Genomic DNA, 17,920 nt, shown 5'->3' on the forward strand with positions numbered 1-17,920 from the left:
ATCACATGATTTCTTCAGCAGTTCGCTTTTGCGTAATCATTTCCTGCTGACGTGCATCTATCCGCGCCGCTAACTGAAAATTATTTGAAGCACGCTGTTTTGCAAATCCCAGCTGCTGTATGGCCTGATCATAATCACCTGTCAGGGCAAAGTATTCGGCACGGGCCTGATGGACCTCTATCAGCTGTCCCGCTTGGCCGCGCACCTCTGCAGCCCGGTACCATACATCAGGGTCCAGTGGGCGCGCTTTGATTACCTTGTCCAGTAAAGCGCTGGCATCCTTGGGCTTATCGAGCTTAACCAGTAGATCGGCTTGTAGCATGTTGACCGCGAAGTTATCGGGATACATTTCCATCATTCTCGCTACGCGCTTTTGTGCGTCAGGCAGCCGGTTATTGGTAATGTCGAGCTCGATCTGGGCCAGGTTGTACGTGACATCGTTTGGAGAGGCGTCCAGTAAAGGCTTAAGCGTTTCGCGTGCTTCATTGAGCTGGCCGAGGCGAGTCAAGCCAACAGCAAGGCCATAACGTGCTGCTTCCAACTTTGGGTTTTCATCCAACATGGCACGAAAGCGCTTGACGGCTATGCCTGGAGTTTCCTCGAAAAGCAGCTGAACCCTTGCGCGCATCAGTTGATACTGCAGGCTGTCTTCTCGTCCTTCTGCGGGATACTGATCTGCACGGTTACGAGTATCTGCAACGCGATCCTCTGTTACCGGGTGGGTAAGGAGAAACTCGGGTGGCCGCTGATCGTAACGGTATTGCCTAGCCAATCGGCTGAACATATTGGGCATGCCTCGTGGATCATAGCCAGCTTTAGCCAAGTTGATCAGGCCTACCCGGTCCGCTTCCTGCTCGTTCTGACGAGAGAAGCGGAGCTGACTTTGTATGGCGGCTGCCTGTGTAGAGGCAATCGCTGCGATACCGGCATCACCACCGCCAGCAGCAGCGGCCACAATGCCGGCCAGCATGGCTGCCATTAACGGTAGTTGCATGCGCTTCTGATTTTCGACGCCTCGTGCAAAGTGCCGCTGGCTCAGGTGGGCTAATTCGTGCGCGAGGACGCCTGCATACTCAGCTTCGGTCTGGGCATACAGGAATAGCCCCCCATTGACGCCTACGACCCCACCGGGGGCAGCAAATGCGTTAATTTGTGGGTCTTTGATCAGGATGAATACGAGGCGGTGATCTTGAATCTGGCTCGTCTCGGCCAGTCTATAAACACTGCTTTCCACGAACTGCTTGAGTTGTGGGTCGGTCAGTGTCGTGACTTGCCCCCTGAGCATACTCAACCAGGTGCGGCCAAGCTGAAACTCCTGTTCAGGAGAGACAACTGAAGAGCTTGCATCCCCTAGCGACGGTAGATCAGTGGCTGCGGGAGCGGGTACAGCTATCAGGCAGGACAGACCAAGAAGGGCAGGGCGCAAAAATTTCATAGGGGCGCTCATGACTGCAAAACCCTTACTTTATCTGTCCCCACAGCTGCTGCCTAGCGATGAAAGGCTGTGAACGTTATCCTTGGGATTTATGGAGTTTTCTTATGAGTGAATCCAGTACTTATACAGGGCCGTGTGATGCGGAGCTGGATGCCAGTGGATTAAGTTGCCCACTGCCATTGCTGAAAGCCAAAATGGAACTGAACCGCTTGGCCTCTGGCTCGGTATTGAAGGTCACGGCAACGGATGCCGGCTCGCAGCGTGATTTCAGGACCTTTGCCCAGTTGTCAGGGCATGCATTGATCGGCGAGCAGGCACAGGAAAACGTATTTCATTACTGGTTGCGCAAGGCATGAAGTGCAGGGAGGCAGAAGCCTCCCTTGGAAATCAACTGTTCAGGGCCTGGGCCTCTGCTAGAACGTCTTCCACGTGTCCCGGGACCTTTACCCCACGCCATTCCCGGCGAAGAATCCCTTCCTTGTCGATCAGGAAGGTACTGCGGTCAACTCCCATATACTCCTTGCCGTACAGCTTCTTCAATTTGATCACATCAAACAGCGTGCACAGCGCTTCTGATTTGTCACTGATCAGATCAAATGGAAATGCCTGCTTGGCTTTGAAGTTTTCATGGGACTTGATGCCGTCGCGGGAGACACCAATTATTACGGTATTGGCAGCCTGGAATGCCTCGTAATGATCGCGAAACCCCTGGCCTTGGGTTGTGCAGCCCGGCGTGCTGTCTTTGGGATAAAAATACAATACAACCTGCCGACCCCTGAACGTGTCGAGCGACAGGTCCTTTCCGCCAGTAGCAGCCGCTATGAAATCGGGAACGGGTTGATCAACGGTAACTGCCATGTTCGTTTCTTCACTTAGCTTACTGGATTACGGGTTCTGAGGTCGCCAGGGCTCGATCAGCGCGTCAAGGTTCAGTGCGTCCGCAAAGTCCAGGAATTGATCCCGTAGCCAACTGATCTGAGTACCGGCTGGCAGAATGACCGTAATGGTCGCTGTCAGCATGGTGCCGCCTGTCTGGGGCGCCTGATAGGTATCGCAAACCAGGCTTTCTACCTCTATGCGATGGTCGGTAAAGAACTGGCAGAGTTCATTGAGAATATCCGAGCGATAGGCCGCACTGACATAAACGACGTACGGTAGGGCTTGCGCTCGGTTTTCCAACGCTGCGCTACGTGTTACACCAATCGTGAAACCTTGTCGCTTTGCCAGAGCAGGTAAACTGGACTCCAGTCGAGCCAGGCCGTCCCAGTTGCCGGACACTTGAAGGATCAGTGCGCTGAATTCGCCGTGTCGGCTCAGGCGGCTGCTGACGACCGCGCAGCGGCTTTCCAAACACGTGCGATAGAGCACATTGGTTAGCTCCATAGGGTTGGAGCCCAGCGCACTGATAACTAGAAATTGCTCACGAGGCGGTGGTGTAGCAGACATTCAGTGTTTCCTGATGATGAAACCGGTAGACCGGCCAAAACCGAAGGGTAGCGAAAAGCGCGTTGTTGGGGAATGCCTTACCGGAGCTTGGCTTGTGCAAGGCTGGTAGCGTCAGTACCATTACGGCTCTCTTTTCTCGGCAGGAGCGGTTGCATGATCACAGGCAGTATGGTGGCGCTGGTCACGCCCATGGATGCACAGGGGCATCTGGACTGGTCCAGCCTGACCAAGCTGGTTGATTTTCATCTGACCGAAGGCACCAATGCCATCGTTGCGGTTGGAACAACTGGCGAGTCCGCCACTCTGGATGTAGAAGAACACACCGAGGTCATTCGCCGTGTAGTCAAACAGGTGGCTGGCCGTATTCCCGTCATTGCAGGGACGGGCGGCAATTCCACGCGTGAGGCGGTTGATCTGACGCAGGCGGCCAAGGATGCAGGTGCGGACGCTTGCCTGCTGGTTACGCCTTACTACAACAAGCCTACTCAGGAAGGCCTGTATCAGCATTTCCGGCATATCGCCGAATCCGTGGCGATTCCCCAGATCCTTTACAATGTGCCCGGGCGTACGGCCTGTGACATGTTGGCCGAGACGGTAGAACGGCTTTCGACAGTGCCGAATATCGTTGGTATCAAGGAAGCGACAGGCGATTTGCAGCGCGCCCGTGACATTCTGGATCGTGTGAGCAGCGATTTCATGCTGTACTCCGGTGATGATGCCACGGCTGTTGAACTGATGTTGATGGGCGGCAAAGGCAATATTTCTGTTACAGCCAACGTGGCGCCCCGTGACATGAGCGAACTTTGCGCGGCTGCCCTGCGTGGCGACGCCGAGACTGCTCGTGCGCTTAATGAAAAATTGATGCCTCTGCACAAGAACCTGTTCATCGAGTCCAATCCGATCCCGGTCAAGTGGGCGTTGCATGAAATGGGAATGATGCCTGAGGGTATCCGTCTTCCTCTGACCTGGTTGAGTCCGCGCTGTCATGAGCCGCTTCGCCAGGCAATGCGTCAGTCCGGTGTGCTGGCCTGATGGAGAATTTACGCATGAAGCGACTGGCTGGACTAACAACCCTTGCCGTAGTAATCAGCACGACCAGTGGGTGTGGCTGGCTATGGGGCGAGCACGGGTATTTTCGTGATCGCAGTAATGATTATCTGGAGTCGCGTCAAACGGCTCCGATGCAGGTTCCGACTGATGTTCAGGCCAAGTCCTTGCAGCCCCTGCTACCCATTCCCGCTAACGTAGCGGATACCCAGGACCATCCTGCAGAGTTCGAGGCTCCACGGCCTCAAGCATTGGCTGTCCAGGCTGATACGGGTAGCTATAGCCTGCAGCGCAATGGTAAGGCCCGCTGGATCGTCGCTCAAAAGCAGCCTGCCGAGATCTGGCCGGTGGCCAATCAGTTCTTTACCGACAATGGCTTCGTGATTGGTGAGGCACGTCCGCAGACCGGTGAGTTCACGACACGCTGGCAACCTTTGACCGACCTGACGACACCGTTGGCTCGCAGCTTGAGCACAGGTGGTGATATCGAGCCGGGCTCCGAAACACGTATTCGGGTGCGGATCGAGCCAGGGGTTTCCAGCAACACCAGTGAAATCTTTGTACAAAGCCAGACGCGCAAGACTGGCAGCAGCAGTGAGCCGAACTGGTCTTCTCGCTCGGATACATCGGCCTTCGATGCAGCCCTGCTGAATGAAATGGTAACCAGTCTGGCAAGTGCCGATACCCAAGGTGGTTCAGTATCTCTGTTGGCTGCTGGTTCCTACGATACGCCTGAGCGGGTCTCCTATACGAGAGATGGCAATGGCGACCCGATGCTGAGCCTGACGAGCGACTTTGATCGTGCCTGGTCTAGTGTCGGTCGTGCCCTGGAAGGCGCTAACATACGCGTTGACGATATGGACCGTAGCTTGGGGGTGTACTACATCAATCTGGCTGAGGGTGCACGCAAGCCCAACGAGGACAAACCTGGGTTCTTCAAGCGCCTGTTTGGTCATGAGCCCTCCAAGGAAGAAGAAAACGCTCGTGCCGAGCGTTATCAGGTTCGTCTGACCAATGTAGGCGATGCTGTTCAAGTCACGCTGGATAAAGACATCAACACCGTAGCGCCAGCCGATATGGCCGAGACGGTGCTGAAAAAGCTACAGACGAGCATGCAATATGCGCTTCGCGGTCCTGGGCAGCGGGAGCCGGGGGAATTCAACCCTGGTTCACAGCCATAACACCTACATACTGATCGATTGCGGTTTTCCGCTACGTGAAACGATAAGACGCCTGGCTCGCCTGGGCGTCGAACCTACACAACTCGATGCCATTCTCGTTACCCATGAGCATTCCGACCATGTTCATGGGGTCGAGCTGTTATCGCGTCGTTATGGGATTCCGGTTTATCTGACCGAGGGTACAGTGCGCGGCTTACGCAAGCCTATTGCTGCTACAACGGTACTGGCAGCAGGCGATACGCTAGAGTTAGAAGCCATTGAAATCAAAAGCGTTCCTGTGTCTCATGATGCATACGATCCGACACAGTTCGTCTTCTTTGATGGCCGGCGTCGCTTGGGTGTGCTTACCGATCTGGGCGAGGCTACAACGACAGTACTGGAATGTTATCGTGATCTGGACGCCTTGGTGATCGAGGCGAACCACGACCGGCAGATGCTGGATGAAGGTTTGTACCCCTATTTTCTGAAAGCGCGAGTCAGTGGATCACACGGTCATTTAAGTAATCAGCAGGCGGCCTCGCTGGTTTGCCGCTTGCAATGCGATGCCCTGCAGCATCTTGTATTGGCGCATCTGAGTGAAAAGAACAATCGGCCGCATCTGGCTCGGCAAACGTTCGTCGACACCCTGGGGTGTGATGCGGACTGGCTGCAGGTCGCCGATCAGCACGAAGGTCTTGGTTGGCAGCTCATTGCCTGAGCCTTCGATTATTTAAAAGCGGAGCCATCATGGAAAAACGCACCGAACTCTACCGCGGCAAAGCCAAGTCTGTGTTCACGACGGACAACCCGGATCGTCTCATTCTTCTCTTTCGCAATGATACGTCTGCGTTCGACGGTCAAAAGGTAGAGCAGCTTGATCGTAAAGGCATGGTGAACAACAAGTTCAACGCCTTCATCATGCAAAAGCTTGAGGCAGCAGGGATTCCAACCCAATTCGATGCGTTGCTTGCGGACAATGAATGTCTGGTTAAAAAGCTCGACATGATTCCTGTGGAGTGTGTGGTTCGTAACTATGCTGCTGGTAGCCTAGTGCGTCGCCTGGGTGTTGAGGAAGGGCTGGAGCTTTCCCCGCCTACGTTTGAACTGTTCCTCAAGAATGATGCATTGCACGATCCCTTTATCAACGAAACCCATGTCTATGCGTTTGGTTGGGCTACGCCTGAACAGCTGTCTCGCATGAAAGAGCTGACGTTCCAGGTGAACGACGTGCTGAAAGAGCTGTTCGATGACGCAGGGCTGCTGCTGGTGGATTTCAAGCTGGAGTTTGGTGTGCATCATGGCCAGATTGTGCTGGGCGATGAGTTCAGCCCTGATGGCTGCCGTCTATGGGATAAGGAAACCCGTAAGAAGATGGACAAGGATCGCTTTCGCCAAGGGCTGGGTGACGTTATCGAGGCCTATGAAGAAGTGGCTAACCGCTTAGGCGTACCGCTCTAAGGTTGGCAGGCGGCTTTTGCAAACGCCTGATAATGGTAGAAATTTTGCATTCAAGGCTTCGCCTGACGCATTTCAGCTGTTATCATGCGCTGCATTGGAGAGGTGCCGGAGTGGCCGAACGGGACGGATTCGAAATCCGTTGAGTCAGCAATGGCTCCTAGGGTTCAAATCCCTATCTCTCCGCCATATTAAAAAGCCCCGCAGTTATGCTGCGGGGCTTTTTTATTTCTATACAGCTCAAATCAAATTATTTTCTTTTTTCCACGCCTCGAAGTGTTCGAGCTCAAGACGTATGTCTTCTCCTTTTTCAAGGGATTCTTGCATTGAGCGGATACGGATCAGGCGTTCATGCATGGCCTCCGGGATATCGAGACCTTCCTCCTGATGCGCTTTGATTTCATTTAGACCTTCGTCCAATGCATTAGAAAGGTGTTGTTTCAGGTCAGCGATATTGTGAGAAGTCGTGTCGATCATGGGCGCTCCGGTAACGGGGTGTATTGCTCAGCCTAGGCGATAGGAACGAAAGCTGTGAAAAGCCAGGACGTCCATGTCCAGCGAGGCAACCAAAGGGCAAAGGGATAGACTTGCCCTTTGGTTAATGGTGTCAGGGTTGCGCATTAGCTGGTGGTTGCTGATAGAGGTCGAGTAGTTTCAGCGTGACACCGTTGGTCCAGCCAAAGCCATCCTGCAGTTTGTACTCACCACCGCCACCTCCCTGGCTTGAACCCTCCACATCATATTTCTCGACCAGTTTGTGCTCTTTGGTGAATAGCGTCTGCACCTGATCAAGGAAACCCTGGCCGATGGTTCTGGCTAGATCCTGCTGGTCATAGCGGCGCAAGCCTTCTACGGCGATCCATTGAAGCGGAGCCCAGCCATTGGGAGAGTCCCACTGCTGTCCGTTATGGATTTGCGTAGTGACAAGCCCACCGGTTTTGACCAGATTCTTTTCAACAGTCAATGCGGTTTGCCGGGCTCTAGCGGAATTGGCGATCCCTGCATAAAGAGGATAGAGCGTAGCGGCTGTGATCTGATCGCTGAGTTGATTTTTCTGCCAATCGTAGTCAGCGTAATAGCCCTTGTTGTTCCACAGATGCTTCTCTATGGCAGCCTTTCGCGCTTCTGCACGCTGGCTATAGCGTTGCGTACAATTCGCCATGGCGTTCTTTTCACAAGCAAGTGCAATTGTGGTTTCCAGATGATAGAGAAGGCTGTTGAGGTCTACCGGAACGATAGCGGTTGTACGGATAGTCGCGAGAGTTTTCCCATCACCCAGCCAGCGTGATGTGTAGTCCCAGCCACTTTCTGCTCCGGCCCGCAGGTCTCGGTAAACCTCATTGACCGGGCGATCAGCAGCCTTGGCTGCCGTTTCCTTGTCTTGCATGTAGGATTCCTGGCGAGGCGTATCGTTGGCATCCCAGTAGCGGTTGAATAGCGTACCGTCAGCCAGACGAACAACGTGCTGGGCAGCCTCGCCGGGCTTTAGCGTTTGCGAACCTTCCATCCAATAAGCGTATTCCTTTTGCAATTGCGGAAGGTAACGGCGATAGACTTCATCCCCCTCCGTCTTTGCCTCCAGCTCAACCATATAAGAGAAGAAGGGTGGCTGGGAGCGGCTCAGATAGTAGGTGCGATTGCCATTGGGGATATGGCCATAGGTATCGATCAGATAGGCGAAGTTATCCAGCATCTGACGCGCCAACTTCGTTTGTCCACTCTCTACCAGGCCAAGCATGGTGAAGTAGGAGTCCCAATAGTACAGCTCGCGAAAGCGACCCCCCGGAACAACATAGGGGTAGGGTAGTGGTAGCATACTGCTATATGCCGGTACCTTCTCATAATGTCGTGTAAGTACAGGCCAGAGGTTATCGATATGTTCACGGATATCGGTACCTGTCTGAGGCTTTTGGGTTTCAGCAGCTCCTGATGGCTCGAAGTTGTCCGCCACAAAGCGTTTGAGATCAAAGCCAGGGTTGGCTCGTTGCGCCAAGTAGTCCGCCCGGATAGTGGCGGGAGGCCTTAGCGGAAGGGCATCGACAAAATGCTTTTGATCGTCGAATAACCATTGCTGCTGTACTGCTGTAAATAATTCTGGGTACGCCTGATCTGGTGGAAGCGCTTGATGCTGTTGGGCATTTTGATAGCTCCACATCTCGGATCTGTCTGTAGCAGTGGCACAGGCACCCAACAGAACAACCGAAGCGGAAAAGGCCAGAAGCCGAGTGGATCGATAAGCGTGGCGGACGAGAGGAAATGTCATGGAAAACCCATTCTGATCATTCTCAACCATCGACCAGCTGATTATCCGGCAAGTTCGTCCAGTCAAGCTTTGCTTTTTGTTCAGCTATTGAAAACGGTCAGGTTCATTTTGAAGTTTTGCCCGCAAATAGCCTTTTTCTTTTGCGGAGATTTACGCTTTTTTGATAAATGGCCAATTGCTATCAGGTAAGATAAGAAACCTTGTCTTTCGGTGTGCTTGACCGATGCATTTCTCTACTGTGAGTTATCGCTATTTGAAGGCCGGTACTATTTACCAGGTAGAAATTGACTCGCCTGCTTCTGGTCGCACTCAGGATATTTACGAGGCTGTTTTTCGTCATTTGGTCAATTTTGAAAGCGAACCAATCATTGTGGCCATGATGCTCAACAATGGTGGGAAAGCTGTTATCCAGAACAAGCGCTTCGATCCTGAGATCAAGACGACTCATATGATCTCAACTATCGAGACACTTGAAATCTGCATGGATTATGAAAACTGGGTAGAAGTCATTCTGTTGCCCTTGCCTAGGGACTGACTGCATCCATCACTTTCTACCCCTCTACTACCTATCTTGTCGGGTATGGCTCGGACGTTATGTTGACGTCATGGGTTTGTTATATGGCATCCTCTGGCCTTCCTTGCCAGGATGTGCCGATGAGTTCTACAGGTATCGTAATCGCTGCTGCACAGATCACGCCGGTTGGTCATGACATTCAAGCTAATGTCGAGCGCCATGTCCGTGTAATCGAACAGGCTGCTCGGCAAGGCGTCGACTTTCTTGTCTTTCCTGAACTGTCACTGACAGGGTATGAGTGGGAGACGGCTAGCCAGAATGCATTGTTGCCTAATGACCCTCGCTTAGTGCCGTTGCGTAAGGCTACTGCTCAGACAGGCATATCAATCCTGGCAGGCATGCCGTTAAGTTCGACAGGGAAGCCGCTTATTGCGGCGCTGGTAATAGGTGCGGGGCGGGACGACGTGCTATATACCAAGCGATACCTGCACGAAGGTGAAGACCAGGCATTTCAGGCGGGAAGCGGTGGGCCACTGCTACTTCTTGAGAACGAGCGCATAGCCCTGGCCATATGTGCCGATACAAGTCACCCCGAGCATGCTGCGAGTGCGGCTCAGGCAGGTGCTTCTCTTTATGTCACCAGCGCCCTTATTACGCCAAGTGGTTTTGAAGCTGATACTGCGCAGCTAAGGTCGTATGCGCAGATTCATGGCTTTCCTATCCTGTTGGCTAACCATGTAGGCGAAACCGGTGGCTGGCTTGCGACCGGACGTAGTACGTTCTGGCTGCCTGATGATGAAATTGTTATCCAGGCGCTACATGACCGTGAAGCGCTCGTAATCGCGTCCCGTAATGGTTCTACCTGGCAGGGGCGGGTGGTACTGCTGAGTTGAGACTACACCGTTACGCATTGCCGAAATACTGTGAGGTGGCCGCTAAGTACGAGCTGCATGAGCAATTTAGCGACAGGCGAAGACCTTGTTGCCAAGCATGAAGGAGCTTCCATGCGTATCTCTTTGTCCATTCTTGCGATTGTCACAAGCCTGGGTATGACACATTACACCTACGCTGAGAAGGTGAAATGTCCCTATGATAAGCCTGTGATATTTGCAGGTCTCAACTGGGAGAGCGGCATGTTCACCACTGAAGTGCTGCGCTTTCTGGTGGAAAAGGGCTATGGCTGCAAGACCGATGCAATTCCCGGCAATACAGTAACGATGGAAAATGCGCTGGCGCAAAACGATATTCAGGTGACAGGCGAGCAGTGGGCTGGCCGTAGCCCGTTTTGGCGTGAGGCGGAGAAGGCCGGCAAGGTGTTCTCGGTTGGAGAAACGGTCAAGGGGGCTACGGAGGGATGGTGGGTTCCAGAATATCTGGTTAAGGGCGATTCGGCTCGTGGGATTGAGGCCAAGGCACCTGAGCTGAAGTCTGTAACGGATTTGTCGCGATACAAGGATCTGTTCAAGGATCCTGAATCACCCGGCAAAGGTCGTTTCTATAATTGCCCGACTGGCTGGACCTGTGAAATCGTCAATACGCAAAAGCTCAAGGCCTACAAGTTAACTGACAGTTTTACGAATTTCCGTACTGGAACCGGCCCAGCCCTGGATGCGGCCATCAGTACGGCTATCCGCAGAGGCGAGCCGATCGTGTTTTACTACTGGTCGCCTACGCCGTTGATGGGCCGCTTCAAGCTGATACAGCTTGAGGAGCCACCGTTTAGTCAGCAAGCCTGGGAAACACTTTCCGACTCCAAGAACCCCAATCCTCTACCGTCCCGCTCGCTCCCTGCGAAGATTACGATCGGCATCTCGAAAGATCTACATGACCAGGCACCTGAGCTTGTACAGCTGTTTGAAAAGGTGCAAATACCGCTTCCATTATTCAACAACATATTGGCCGAAATGTCGGAGAAACATAAGGATGCCGATGCGATGAGCCTAGCGTTCTTCAAGGAACATCGCAATATATGGTCTGCCTGGCTTCCGGCTGATGCCGCGGCGCGGGTGGATGCCGCCCTGAACGCACAGTGAGTATTTACCCGTGACATCGTTAGCCACATGGCCCATGTACGTTACGCCTGAACCGGTACGCGAGGCCGGTCAGATCTTTATCGAGCGGGTCCTGGCGCATCTGGGTATTCAACAATGTGAGGAAGCGCCCGCTGATCTCATGGCGCAATGGTCATCACCGAGCCTGCTGTTATCTCAGAGCTGCGGCTATCCAGTGATGACGCGCCTGCGTGATAAGGTTCAGATCGTAGCAACGCCTTGTTATGAGCTGAGCGGCTGTGAAGGTGCTCAGCACCGCAGTTTTATCGTGGTCCACGCAGATGATGAGCGCAGTACTCTAGAGGCCTTTCGAGGTGCGCGTGTGGTCATCAACGCGCTGGACTCCAATAGCGGCATGAATTTATTAAGGGTGACAGTCGCGCCCATGGCTGAAAAGGGGCGATTCTTTGGTGAGGTCAAGGCCAGCGGTGCCCATGTGACAAGCCTGGAGTTACTCAGCCACGGCGAGACGGAATTGACAGCTATTGATTGCGTCACCTGGGGGTACCTTGAGCGTTATGCGCCTGACACGTTAGCTCGCACACGAGTTCTCGCCCACACGGAGCTGACGCCTGCGTTGCCGATCATTACCGCAGCGTCACGTAGTCTGGAAGAGGTACAGCAGATGCAGCACGTATTGAACGAGGTCCTGCAGGAGCAGCCTGCGCTGGCTGAAACACTGGCTATTCGCTCGTTTGTACCGGCCTCCCTTGACGATTATCGAGTGATTCTTGCCCAGCGTGATCGAGCAATGGCCGCTGGATATCCCATTATCGCATGAGTAGCCGGGCAGGCTTTTTCCTGTTTCGCTGTAGTTTTTATGAAACTGCAAAGGGCATCCAGGCTCAAAACAGCCGCTTCGATAGGTAACGACTTTTCGCGCCGGGCAGGCGTATGGATGCTAAGGACGCAGATCATGAACGCAAGAAATGGCCTGGCGGTAGGCCTTTTGGCGCTGGGGCTGGTTATAGGCAATGCGCAGGCAGCCGGTTGGTGTGAGTCTGGTAAGCCAGTCAAGTTCGCCGGTGTGAACTGGGAAAGCGGGATGCTTCTCACCGAGCTGATGTCGACAGTCTTGAGGGAAGGCTACGGCTGTAAGACCGATAGTATTCCAGGTAACTCGATTACGTTGGAGGCAGCACTTTCCTCTAATGATATTCAGGTTTTTGCTGAAGAGTGGATCGGTCGTAGCGACGTCTGGAACAAAGCCGCTGATGCAGGCAAGGTAGTGGGTGTTGGCGCTCCCATTAAAGGTGCGACGGAAGGCTGGTACGTGCCGCGCTATCTGGTGGAAGGCAAGAATGCCAAGGCTCCAGATCTCAAGTCCATCAGTGATCTGCCTAAATACGCCAGGCTGTTTCGCGATCCAGAGGAGCCTGGGAAAGGTCGATTTTATAATTGCCCAGCCGGCTGGACATGCGAGCTGGAAAATACCGAGATGCTCGAACGCTATGGATTGGCCGACACGTTTACCAATTTTCGCCCTGGCACAGGGCCGGCACTGGATGCCGCAATCCTATCGGCCGTGAAGCGCAAGCAGCCCATCTTGACCTATTACTGGTCGCCTACGCCACTATTGGGGCGAGCGGATCTCATCAAGTTAGCCAGCAAACCGGGAGATGAGAAAGCCATAACGGTGCAGGCTGGATTGTCCAAACCTTTTTATGAAAACGCCCCGGAGCTTGTTGCCGTTTTGGAAAAGGTCAACGTGCCGATTGACCTGTTGAACAAGGCATTGGCAGAACAGGCCGAGCATAAGCAGGACGCGCCTACCGCTGCCAGAGCTTTTCTGAAGGCGCACCCCGATGTCTGGCATGAATGGGTTGATGCTGCCGCTGCACAAAAAATCGAGGCCTCTTTGGAGGCTTTCGCAGGTCATGTGAGGGTAGGCCCTGTTTGAAGGGCCTACCTTTACCAAACGGGCATGTCTATGTTTCCTGACAATCTCACGTTTTCTATTGCTGACTGGGTCAATGGCTGGGTAGACGCTCTGGTTGCCAATTATGGCGATGTGTTCCGCCAGATCTCCGATGTGCTTCTGCTGGCAATCGTCCGGCTTGAAGGCGCTCTCCGGACAACACCGTGGTGGTTGATTCTGCTGGTCGTGGCTGTTGTGTCCTACCACGCCACGCGACGTGTGATACCGGTTGCGGTCATTACCGGGCTGCTATTTCTCGTGGGCGCCATGGGGTTGTGGGACAAGCTCATGCAGACCTTGGCGCTGATGCTGGTCGCGACACTGATTGCGGTACTGATCGGCATTCCCTTGGGCATTCTGTGTGCACGCAGTAACCGGCTGCGTACGGTGTTGCTGCCACTGCTGGACATCATGCAGACCATGCCTAGCTTTGTATATCTCATTCCTGTCCTGATGCTGTTTGGTTTGGGTAAGGTGCCGGCTATCTTTGCTACTGTCATTTATGCGGCGCCACCGCTGATTCGTCTGACCGATCTGGGAATCCGACAGGTCGACAAGGAAATCATGGAGGCCGTCAATGCTTTTGGTGCCAATCGCTGGCAACAGCTGTTTGGCGTACAGCTCCCATTGGCCTTGCCTAGCATCATGGCGGGTATCAATCAGACAACCATGATGGCATTGTCTATGGTTGTAATCGCTTCGATGATCGGTGCACGTGGCTTGGGTGAGGAAGTTCTGGTCGGTATCCAGACGCTCAACGTAGGCAAGGGGCTCGAAGCAGGTCTGGCGATTGTTATCCTGGCAGTTGTGATTGATCGCATCACTCAGGCGTATGGTCGTTCACGCTATGAGGGCGAGCGATGAAAATTCAGCTCGATAACATCTATAAGATATTCGGCCGTCGCGAAGCCGCAGCGCTTGAGCTGGTCCGCCAGGGCCGGGATAAGGATCAGGTGCTGGCGGAAACCGGGTGTGTCATCGGAGTCAATGGACTATCGCTGTCCATCGAAGCGGGCGAAATATTTGTGATTATGGGGCTGTCAGGCTCGGGCAAATCAACGCTGGTTCGGCATTTGAATCGCCTGATTGATCCCACCAGCGGTTCTATCCGAGTCGATGGCGAGAACATACTGGCCTATGACATGCAGCAGCTCAGGCATTTCCGGCGCCACAAGATCAGCATGGTTTTCCAGGGCTTCGGGCTGTTACCCCATAAAACCGTACTGGGTAATGTGGCCTACGGCTTGAAGCTGCGTGGCGAAAGCCGGACTGCACGAGAAACGCATGCACAGCACTGGATTGAAGCGGTAGGGCTCAAAGGGTATGAGCGCAAATGGCCCCATCAGCTGTCAGGCGGTATGCGCCAGCGAGTCGGGCTGGCCAGGGCGTTGGCAACTGACACAGAAATCATCCTCATGGACGAAGCGTTCTCGGCGCTCGATCCACTGATTCGTGCCGAGATGCAAGATCAGTTGCTGGAGTTACAGCAGCGCCTGCACAAGACCATCGTTTTCATTACCCACGATCTGGACGAGGCGGTCAGGCTGGGAAACCGGATTGCAATCCTGCGGGACGGCCAGCTGATTCAGGTGGGAAGCCCGCAGCACATTCTCAACGAACCGACAGACGAGTATGTTGATCGTTTCGTTCGGCGATATCGAAACCGGAGTATCTCCGGGGTAAATGTCTAGCTCAATGATTTGAAACAAAAACAAATCAGAGATACGACAAAAATTTCACATCTTTCTTTTGGCTATAGTTCAGGGTAACCGGGTGCCTTTGGTAACTCATCGGCGCCTTAACTCTCCTATTTTCTGAGAAAAAGGTTCATGGATTACCTCCAGCAGTTGATTTCGGATCCTACCGCCTGGGTTGCCTTGGCGACACTGATCGCCATGGAAGTGGTGCTCGGTATTGATAACCTGATCTTTATTTCCATTCTGACCAACAAGCTGCCCGAGCAGCATCGGCAAAAGGCCAGGCGTATCGGAATAGGCCTGGCGCTGGTCATGCGACTAGGTCTTTTGGGAACGGTTGCCTGGATCGTTCAGCTCACCGAGCCGGTGATCGAACTCTTTGGCAAGGGCTTCTCATGGAAAGATATCATCCTGATAGCAGGTGGTCTCTTCCTGCTCTGGAAGGCAACCAAGGAGATCCATCACAATGTGGATCCTGACCCAGAAGGCGACCTATTCGAAGGTAAAAGCGGTGAAAAGGCCGTTACCCTTGGGTTTACCTCGGCCATCGTCCAGATTCTCATGCTCGATCTGGTTTTCTCCATCGACAGCATTATTACGGCTGTCGGGATGACCGAGCATGTGCCCATAATGATCATCGCCGTTATTGTCGCGGTGACCGTCATGTTGGTCGCCGCTGATCCGCTGGCGCGCTTCATCAATAACAATCCCACGGTTGTCATGCTGGCGCTGGGCTTTCTGATCATGATCGGCATGACCTTGATCGCTGAAGGTTTTGGCGCTCATGTGCCCAAGGGATATATCTATGCTGCCATGGCATTCTCGGCCGTTATCGAAGGCCTGAACATGCTGGCTCGCCGCGCAAAGCGCAAGCGTTAGATCCTGTAGAGCCGCGCGAGAGTTTCCTCGTCTTCCCGTAGTGCGTCTGTGACCGCTACGGGTTTTTTGTGCCTGCCGGAAAGGGGTGGATTCCGCTGGCACGCATGCACCGTTGCACGCTGCCTGTCAGGCGCGTGTCGGGCATCGTATTAGGAAAAGTAAGGCGGGAATGGATCAGGCGCTGATGGCTTTACGTGCACGTTCGATAACGGACTGCAGACGAGTCGGGCAGCTGTATTCCTCACGGTAAAGTCGCTGAGTATGGCGCGCAACGCCGAATTCATTGACGATGATGAATGAAAAGCCTTTCTTGCTGGGCGCAGCGATTACACAATCGAACGGAGCGAAAGCAGAGGAAAGCATTTGGATTGCGGTTTGAGTTTGCTGATGTGTATTCATAATCTTCTTTTAGTTGAATCACGTGACGCGCTTATGACAGCAGCGGCGTCAATTTGCTGCATTGATAACCTGCTTTAGCAAGTTTTTTGCCAACTTTTCCCATTAAGCTAAGTCGCTGAATGGAAAATGTCTCTTTTTCATGTGCTTCAAATTGCTTCAGCACAGTGTTGTGTTTGCCACTGCAGTGAACCATTTCAAGGCAAAGCTAAAGGACAATGAGCCGCTTTTGTGCGTTGGCCTCTTGTTTAGCACCTTCCTGCCGCAGTAATTAGGTTGCACCAGAGCGTTACAGCGCTTGGCATGCGCTTCGCACTTGCTCTCAGGTCCATATGACCAAGCGGGAATAGCGAAATGAGCGAGACGAACGCAAGCGCGAACGACTATCCGTTAAGTGAAGTGCCTATGTCAGCCCGTCGGGGCGTCTGGTCGACAACGTTGGTGCTGCTGGGCTTTACCTTCTTTACCGCGACGATGTTTGCGGGCGGTAAGATTGGTACGGCGTTCGATTTCAAGACCCTGTTGAGCGTGATCACGGTAGGTAATCTGCTGCTTGGTCTTTATGCCGCCTTGCTGGGGTATATCGCATATCGAAGCGGCCTTAATTCTGTTCTGATGGGCCGGTTCTGCTTTGGCGAGGTAGGAAGCAAGTTGTCTGATCTGGTGTTGGGATTCACGCAGATTGGCTGGTATGCCTGGGGCACGGCGACGGCGGCAGTCGTGCTGGGTAAGTTTCTGGGATTGCCCGAAGGCATTGTGCTGTTGCTAATGGCGATCTTCGGTTTTGGCTTTTGTGCCACAGCCTATATTGGCTACCGAGGCTTGGAGATCCTATCTTATATTGCTGTACCCGCCATGTGTGGCCTGCTGGCATTATCCATGTGGGTTGCAACACGAAAGATCGGTGGGCTGGAAGGCCTGCTGGCAATACAACCAGGCAACACGATGGAGTATAGCACAGCGCTGACATTAGTGTTTGGAACATTTGTCAGCGGGGCGACACAGGCTACTAATTGGACACGTTTTGCTCGCACTGGGAGAGTCGCTATTCTGGCCAGCCTGGCTGGTTTTTTTATCGGCAATGGCCTGATGGTGCTGATCGGCGCCTATGGCGCCATTGTGTACCAACAACCGGACGTGGTGGAGGTCCTGCTGCTTCAGGGTTTCTCGCTGGCAGCGATAGCCATGCTCATGCTTAATCTTTGGAGCACGCAGGACAATACTATCTATAACTTCGCTGTGGCGGGTTGTAATCTGGTTCGAACAGATCGCCGGCGGACCGTTACGCTGGTTGGCGCAGCAATAGGTACATTGCTGGCAGTGCTGGGCATGTACGATCTGCTGGTCCCCTACCTGATTATATTGGGAACCATTATCCCTCCTATCGGCGGCGTGATTGCAGCTGATTTCTTTTATCGTCATAGAGGATGTTACCCCCTCTTGGCGACTGTTCATTTACCTAAATTCAATTGGGTTGGGCTTGCGGCCTATGGCCTGGGGGTTCTGGCAGCCTTTTTCTCCCCTTGGTTGGCGCCTCTTGTCGGCGTTGGTACTGCCGCACTGGGGTACGTAATGCTGTGTGGCCTGGTGGGGACCCGGCTATCGGTTGTCGCTCGCGCAGAGGCATAGGCTGGAATGTTCCAGATCACCTACTGTTAT

20 protein-coding genes and 1 tRNA gene are annotated in these 17,920 nt (G+C 53.5%); 15 read left to right on the forward strand and 6 right to left on the reverse strand.

The window, feature by feature from the left end; translation table 11 throughout:
* Position 1: 1 nt before the first annotated feature.
* Complete coding sequence (locus QWJ10_RS05670) at positions 2 to 1,435, reverse strand: M48 family metalloprotease (protein WP_289924683.1); 1,434 nt, start codon at positions 1,433 to 1,435, stop codon at positions 2 to 4.
* 104 nt (positions 1,436 to 1,539) lie between these two features.
* On the opposite strand from QWJ10_RS05670, the gene QWJ10_RS05675 reads away from it, so the two are divergent.
* On the forward strand, positions 1,540 to 1,791 hold the full coding sequence (locus QWJ10_RS05675; protein ID WP_010795172.1) for a sulfurtransferase TusA family protein: 252 nt from the start codon (positions 1,540 to 1,542) through the stop codon (positions 1,789 to 1,791).
* Positions 1,792 to 1,822: 31 nt separating this feature from the next.
* Here QWJ10_RS05675 and QWJ10_RS05680 read toward each other — a convergent pair whose 3' ends face one another.
* Together QWJ10_RS05680 and QWJ10_RS05685 are read right to left on the reverse strand one after the other, a co-directional pair.
* On the reverse strand, positions 1,823 to 2,293 hold the full coding sequence (locus tag QWJ10_RS05680; protein WP_289924685.1) for a peroxiredoxin: 471 nt from the start codon (positions 2,291 to 2,293) through the stop codon (positions 1,823 to 1,825).
* A gap of 27 nt (positions 2,294 to 2,320) precedes the next feature.
* Complete coding sequence (locus tag QWJ10_RS05685) at positions 2,321 to 2,881, reverse strand: glycine cleavage system protein R (RefSeq protein WP_010795170.1); 561 nt, start codon at positions 2,879 to 2,881, stop codon at positions 2,321 to 2,323.
* 153 nt (positions 2,882 to 3,034) lie between these two features.
* On the opposite strand from QWJ10_RS05685, the gene dapA reads away from it, so the two are divergent.
* From dapA to QWJ10_RS05710, 5 genes are all read left to right on the forward strand, one after another.
* Complete coding sequence (dapA, locus tag QWJ10_RS05690) at positions 3,035 to 3,913, forward strand: 4-hydroxy-tetrahydrodipicolinate synthase (RefSeq protein WP_010795168.1); 879 nt, start codon at positions 3,035 to 3,037, stop codon at positions 3,911 to 3,913.
* Positions 3,914 to 3,927: 14 nt separating this feature from the next.
* Positions 3,928 to 5,109, forward strand: coding sequence for an outer membrane protein assembly factor BamC (gene bamC / locus QWJ10_RS05695; protein ID WP_289924689.1), 1,182 nt, complete (start codon positions 3,928 to 3,930; stop codon positions 5,107 to 5,109).
* A complete protein-coding gene (locus tag QWJ10_RS05700; RefSeq protein ID WP_010795166.1) occupies positions 5,048 to 5,806 on the forward strand; it encodes an MBL fold metallo-hydrolase in 759 nt (252 codons plus the stop codon). The genes bamC and QWJ10_RS05700 overlap by 62 nt, the downstream gene beginning before the upstream one ends.
* A gap of 29 nt (positions 5,807 to 5,835) precedes the next feature.
* A complete protein-coding gene (purC, locus tag QWJ10_RS05705; RefSeq protein WP_219652649.1) occupies positions 5,836 to 6,546 on the forward strand; it encodes a phosphoribosylaminoimidazolesuccinocarboxamide synthase in 711 nt (236 codons plus the stop codon).
* A 96-nt stretch (positions 6,547 to 6,642) separates the two neighbouring features.
* Positions 6,643 to 6,732 (forward strand) — tRNA-Ser (locus QWJ10_RS05710).
* 51 nt (positions 6,733 to 6,783) lie between these two features.
* Here the strand turns inward: QWJ10_RS05710 and QWJ10_RS05715 are convergent.
* On the reverse strand, positions 6,784 to 7,020 hold the full coding sequence (locus QWJ10_RS05715) for a hypothetical protein (RefSeq protein WP_289924690.1): 237 nt from the start codon (positions 7,018 to 7,020) through the stop codon (positions 6,784 to 6,786).
* Between the two features lie 130 nt (positions 7,021 to 7,150).
* Positions 7,151 to 8,806 (reverse strand): alpha,alpha-trehalase TreA, encoded by a 1,656-nt coding sequence (treA, locus tag QWJ10_RS05720; RefSeq protein ID WP_289924691.1) that lies wholly within the window; start codon positions 8,804 to 8,806, stop codon positions 7,151 to 7,153.
* A gap of 223 nt (positions 8,807 to 9,029) precedes the next feature.
* Here treA and QWJ10_RS05725 point away from each other — a divergent pair, with 223 nt between their 5' ends.
* The 8 genes from QWJ10_RS05725 (at position 9,030) to QWJ10_RS05760 (ending at position 15,865) form a co-directional block, all read left to right on the forward strand.
* Positions 9,030 to 9,341 carry a hypothetical protein gene (locus QWJ10_RS05725; RefSeq protein ID WP_122042038.1) on the forward strand — a complete coding sequence of 104 codons (312 nt, stop codon included), beginning with the start codon at positions 9,030 to 9,032 and terminating at the stop codon, positions 9,339 to 9,341.
* Positions 9,342 to 9,460: 119 nt separating this feature from the next.
* Complete coding sequence (locus QWJ10_RS05730) at positions 9,461 to 10,213, forward strand: carbon-nitrogen hydrolase family protein (protein WP_289924695.1); 753 nt, start codon at positions 9,461 to 9,463, stop codon at positions 10,211 to 10,213.
* A 111-nt stretch (positions 10,214 to 10,324) separates the two neighbouring features.
* Positions 10,325 to 11,353, forward strand: coding sequence for an ABC transporter substrate-binding protein (locus QWJ10_RS05735; protein WP_289924697.1), 1,029 nt, complete (start codon positions 10,325 to 10,327; stop codon positions 11,351 to 11,353).
* A 10-nt stretch (positions 11,354 to 11,363) separates the two neighbouring features.
* A complete protein-coding gene (locus QWJ10_RS05740) occupies positions 11,364 to 12,152 on the forward strand; it encodes a PhnD/SsuA/transferrin family substrate-binding protein (protein WP_289924698.1) in 789 nt (262 codons plus the stop codon).
* Between the two features lie 135 nt (positions 12,153 to 12,287).
* Complete coding sequence (locus QWJ10_RS05745) at positions 12,288 to 13,271, forward strand: ABC transporter substrate-binding protein (RefSeq protein ID WP_289924699.1); 984 nt, start codon at positions 12,288 to 12,290, stop codon at positions 13,269 to 13,271.
* A gap of 30 nt (positions 13,272 to 13,301) precedes the next feature.
* Positions 13,302 to 14,153, forward strand: a complete 852-nt coding sequence (locus QWJ10_RS05750) for a proline/glycine betaine ABC transporter permease (RefSeq protein WP_289925065.1) — start codon at positions 13,302 to 13,304, stop codon at positions 14,151 to 14,153.
* Positions 14,150 to 14,980 carry a betaine/proline/choline family ABC transporter ATP-binding protein gene (locus QWJ10_RS05755; RefSeq protein ID WP_289924700.1) on the forward strand — a complete coding sequence of 277 codons (831 nt, stop codon included), beginning with the start codon at positions 14,150 to 14,152 and terminating at the stop codon, positions 14,978 to 14,980. The genes QWJ10_RS05750 and QWJ10_RS05755 overlap by 4 nt, the downstream gene beginning before the upstream one ends.
* Before the next feature lie 138 nt (positions 14,981 to 15,118).
* Positions 15,119 to 15,865, forward strand: coding sequence for a TerC family protein (locus QWJ10_RS05760; RefSeq protein WP_010795155.1), 747 nt, complete (start codon positions 15,119 to 15,121; stop codon positions 15,863 to 15,865).
* Positions 15,866 to 16,039: 174 nt separating this feature from the next.
* Here QWJ10_RS05760 and QWJ10_RS05765 read toward each other — a convergent pair whose 3' ends face one another.
* A complete protein-coding gene (locus tag QWJ10_RS05765; protein WP_010795154.1) occupies positions 16,040 to 16,264 on the reverse strand; it encodes a hypothetical protein in 225 nt (74 codons plus the stop codon).
* A gap of 351 nt (positions 16,265 to 16,615) precedes the next feature.
* Here QWJ10_RS05765 and codB point away from each other — a divergent pair, with 351 nt between their 5' ends.
* On the forward strand, positions 16,616 to 17,890 hold the full coding sequence (codB, locus tag QWJ10_RS05770) for a cytosine permease (protein ID WP_289924702.1): 1,275 nt from the start codon (positions 16,616 to 16,618) through the stop codon (positions 17,888 to 17,890).
* Positions 17,891 to 17,920: the final 30 nt, after the last annotated feature.

It is taken from the genome of Pseudomonas sp. WAC2, assembly GCF_030403525.1.
Lineage (GTDB): Bacteria > Pseudomonadota > Gammaproteobacteria > Pseudomonadales > Pseudomonadaceae > Chryseomonas > Chryseomonas luteola.

What these genes read in the sequence shown, in the direction of transcription:
- QWJ10_RS05750 (WP_289925065.1), top strand. Translation starts at nt 13,302, where the DNA reads ATGTTTCCTGACAATCTCACGTTTTCTATTGCTGACTGGGTCAATGGC.
- codB (WP_289924702.1), top strand. Translation starts at nt 16,616, where the DNA reads ATGAGCGAGACGAACGCAAGCGCGAACGACTATCCGTTAAGTGAAGTG.
- QWJ10_RS05745 (WP_289924699.1), top strand. Translation starts at nt 12,288, where the DNA reads ATGAACGCAAGAAATGGCCTGGCGGTAGGCCTTTTGGCGCTGGGGCTG.
- QWJ10_RS05675 (WP_010795172.1), top strand. Translation starts at nt 1,540, where the DNA reads ATGAGTGAATCCAGTACTTATACAGGGCCGTGTGATGCGGAGCTGGAT.
- dapA (WP_010795168.1), top strand. Translation starts at nt 3,035, where the DNA reads ATGATCACAGGCAGTATGGTGGCGCTGGTCACGCCCATGGATGCACAG.
- QWJ10_RS05715 (WP_289924690.1), bottom strand. Translation starts at nt 7,020, where the DNA reads ATGATCGACACGACTTCTCACAATATCGCTGACCTGAAACAACACCTT.
- QWJ10_RS05680 (WP_289924685.1), bottom strand. Translation starts at nt 2,293, where the DNA reads ATGGCAGTTACCGTTGATCAACCCGTTCCCGATTTCATAGCGGCTGCT.
- bamC (WP_289924689.1), top strand. Translation starts at nt 3,928, where the DNA reads ATGAAGCGACTGGCTGGACTAACAACCCTTGCCGTAGTAATCAGCACG.
- QWJ10_RS05730 (WP_289924695.1), top strand. Translation starts at nt 9,461, where the DNA reads ATGAGTTCTACAGGTATCGTAATCGCTGCTGCACAGATCACGCCGGTT.
- QWJ10_RS05765 (WP_010795154.1), bottom strand. Translation starts at nt 16,264, where the DNA reads ATGAATACACATCAGCAAACTCAAACCGCAATCCAAATGCTTTCCTCT.
- purC (WP_219652649.1), top strand. Translation starts at nt 5,836, where the DNA reads ATGGAAAAACGCACCGAACTCTACCGCGGCAAAGCCAAGTCTGTGTTC.
- treA (WP_289924691.1), bottom strand. Translation starts at nt 8,806, where the DNA reads ATGACATTTCCTCTCGTCCGCCACGCTTATCGATCCACTCGGCTTCTG.
- QWJ10_RS05755 (WP_289924700.1), top strand. Translation starts at nt 14,150, where the DNA reads ATGAAAATTCAGCTCGATAACATCTATAAGATATTCGGCCGTCGCGAA.
- QWJ10_RS05685 (WP_010795170.1), bottom strand. Translation starts at nt 2,881, where the DNA reads ATGTCTGCTACACCACCGCCTCGTGAGCAATTTCTAGTTATCAGTGCG.
- QWJ10_RS05725 (WP_122042038.1), top strand. Translation starts at nt 9,030, where the DNA reads ATGCATTTCTCTACTGTGAGTTATCGCTATTTGAAGGCCGGTACTATT.
- QWJ10_RS05670 (WP_289924683.1), bottom strand. Translation starts at nt 1,435, where the DNA reads ATGAAATTTTTGCGCCCTGCCCTTCTTGGTCTGTCCTGCCTGATAGCT.
- QWJ10_RS05760 (WP_010795155.1), top strand. Translation starts at nt 15,119, where the DNA reads ATGGATTACCTCCAGCAGTTGATTTCGGATCCTACCGCCTGGGTTGCC.
- QWJ10_RS05735 (WP_289924697.1), top strand. Translation starts at nt 10,325, where the DNA reads ATGCGTATCTCTTTGTCCATTCTTGCGATTGTCACAAGCCTGGGTATG.
- QWJ10_RS05700 (WP_010795166.1), top strand. Translation starts at nt 5,048, where the DNA reads ATGCGCTTCGCGGTCCTGGGCAGCGGGAGCCGGGGGAATTCAACCCTG.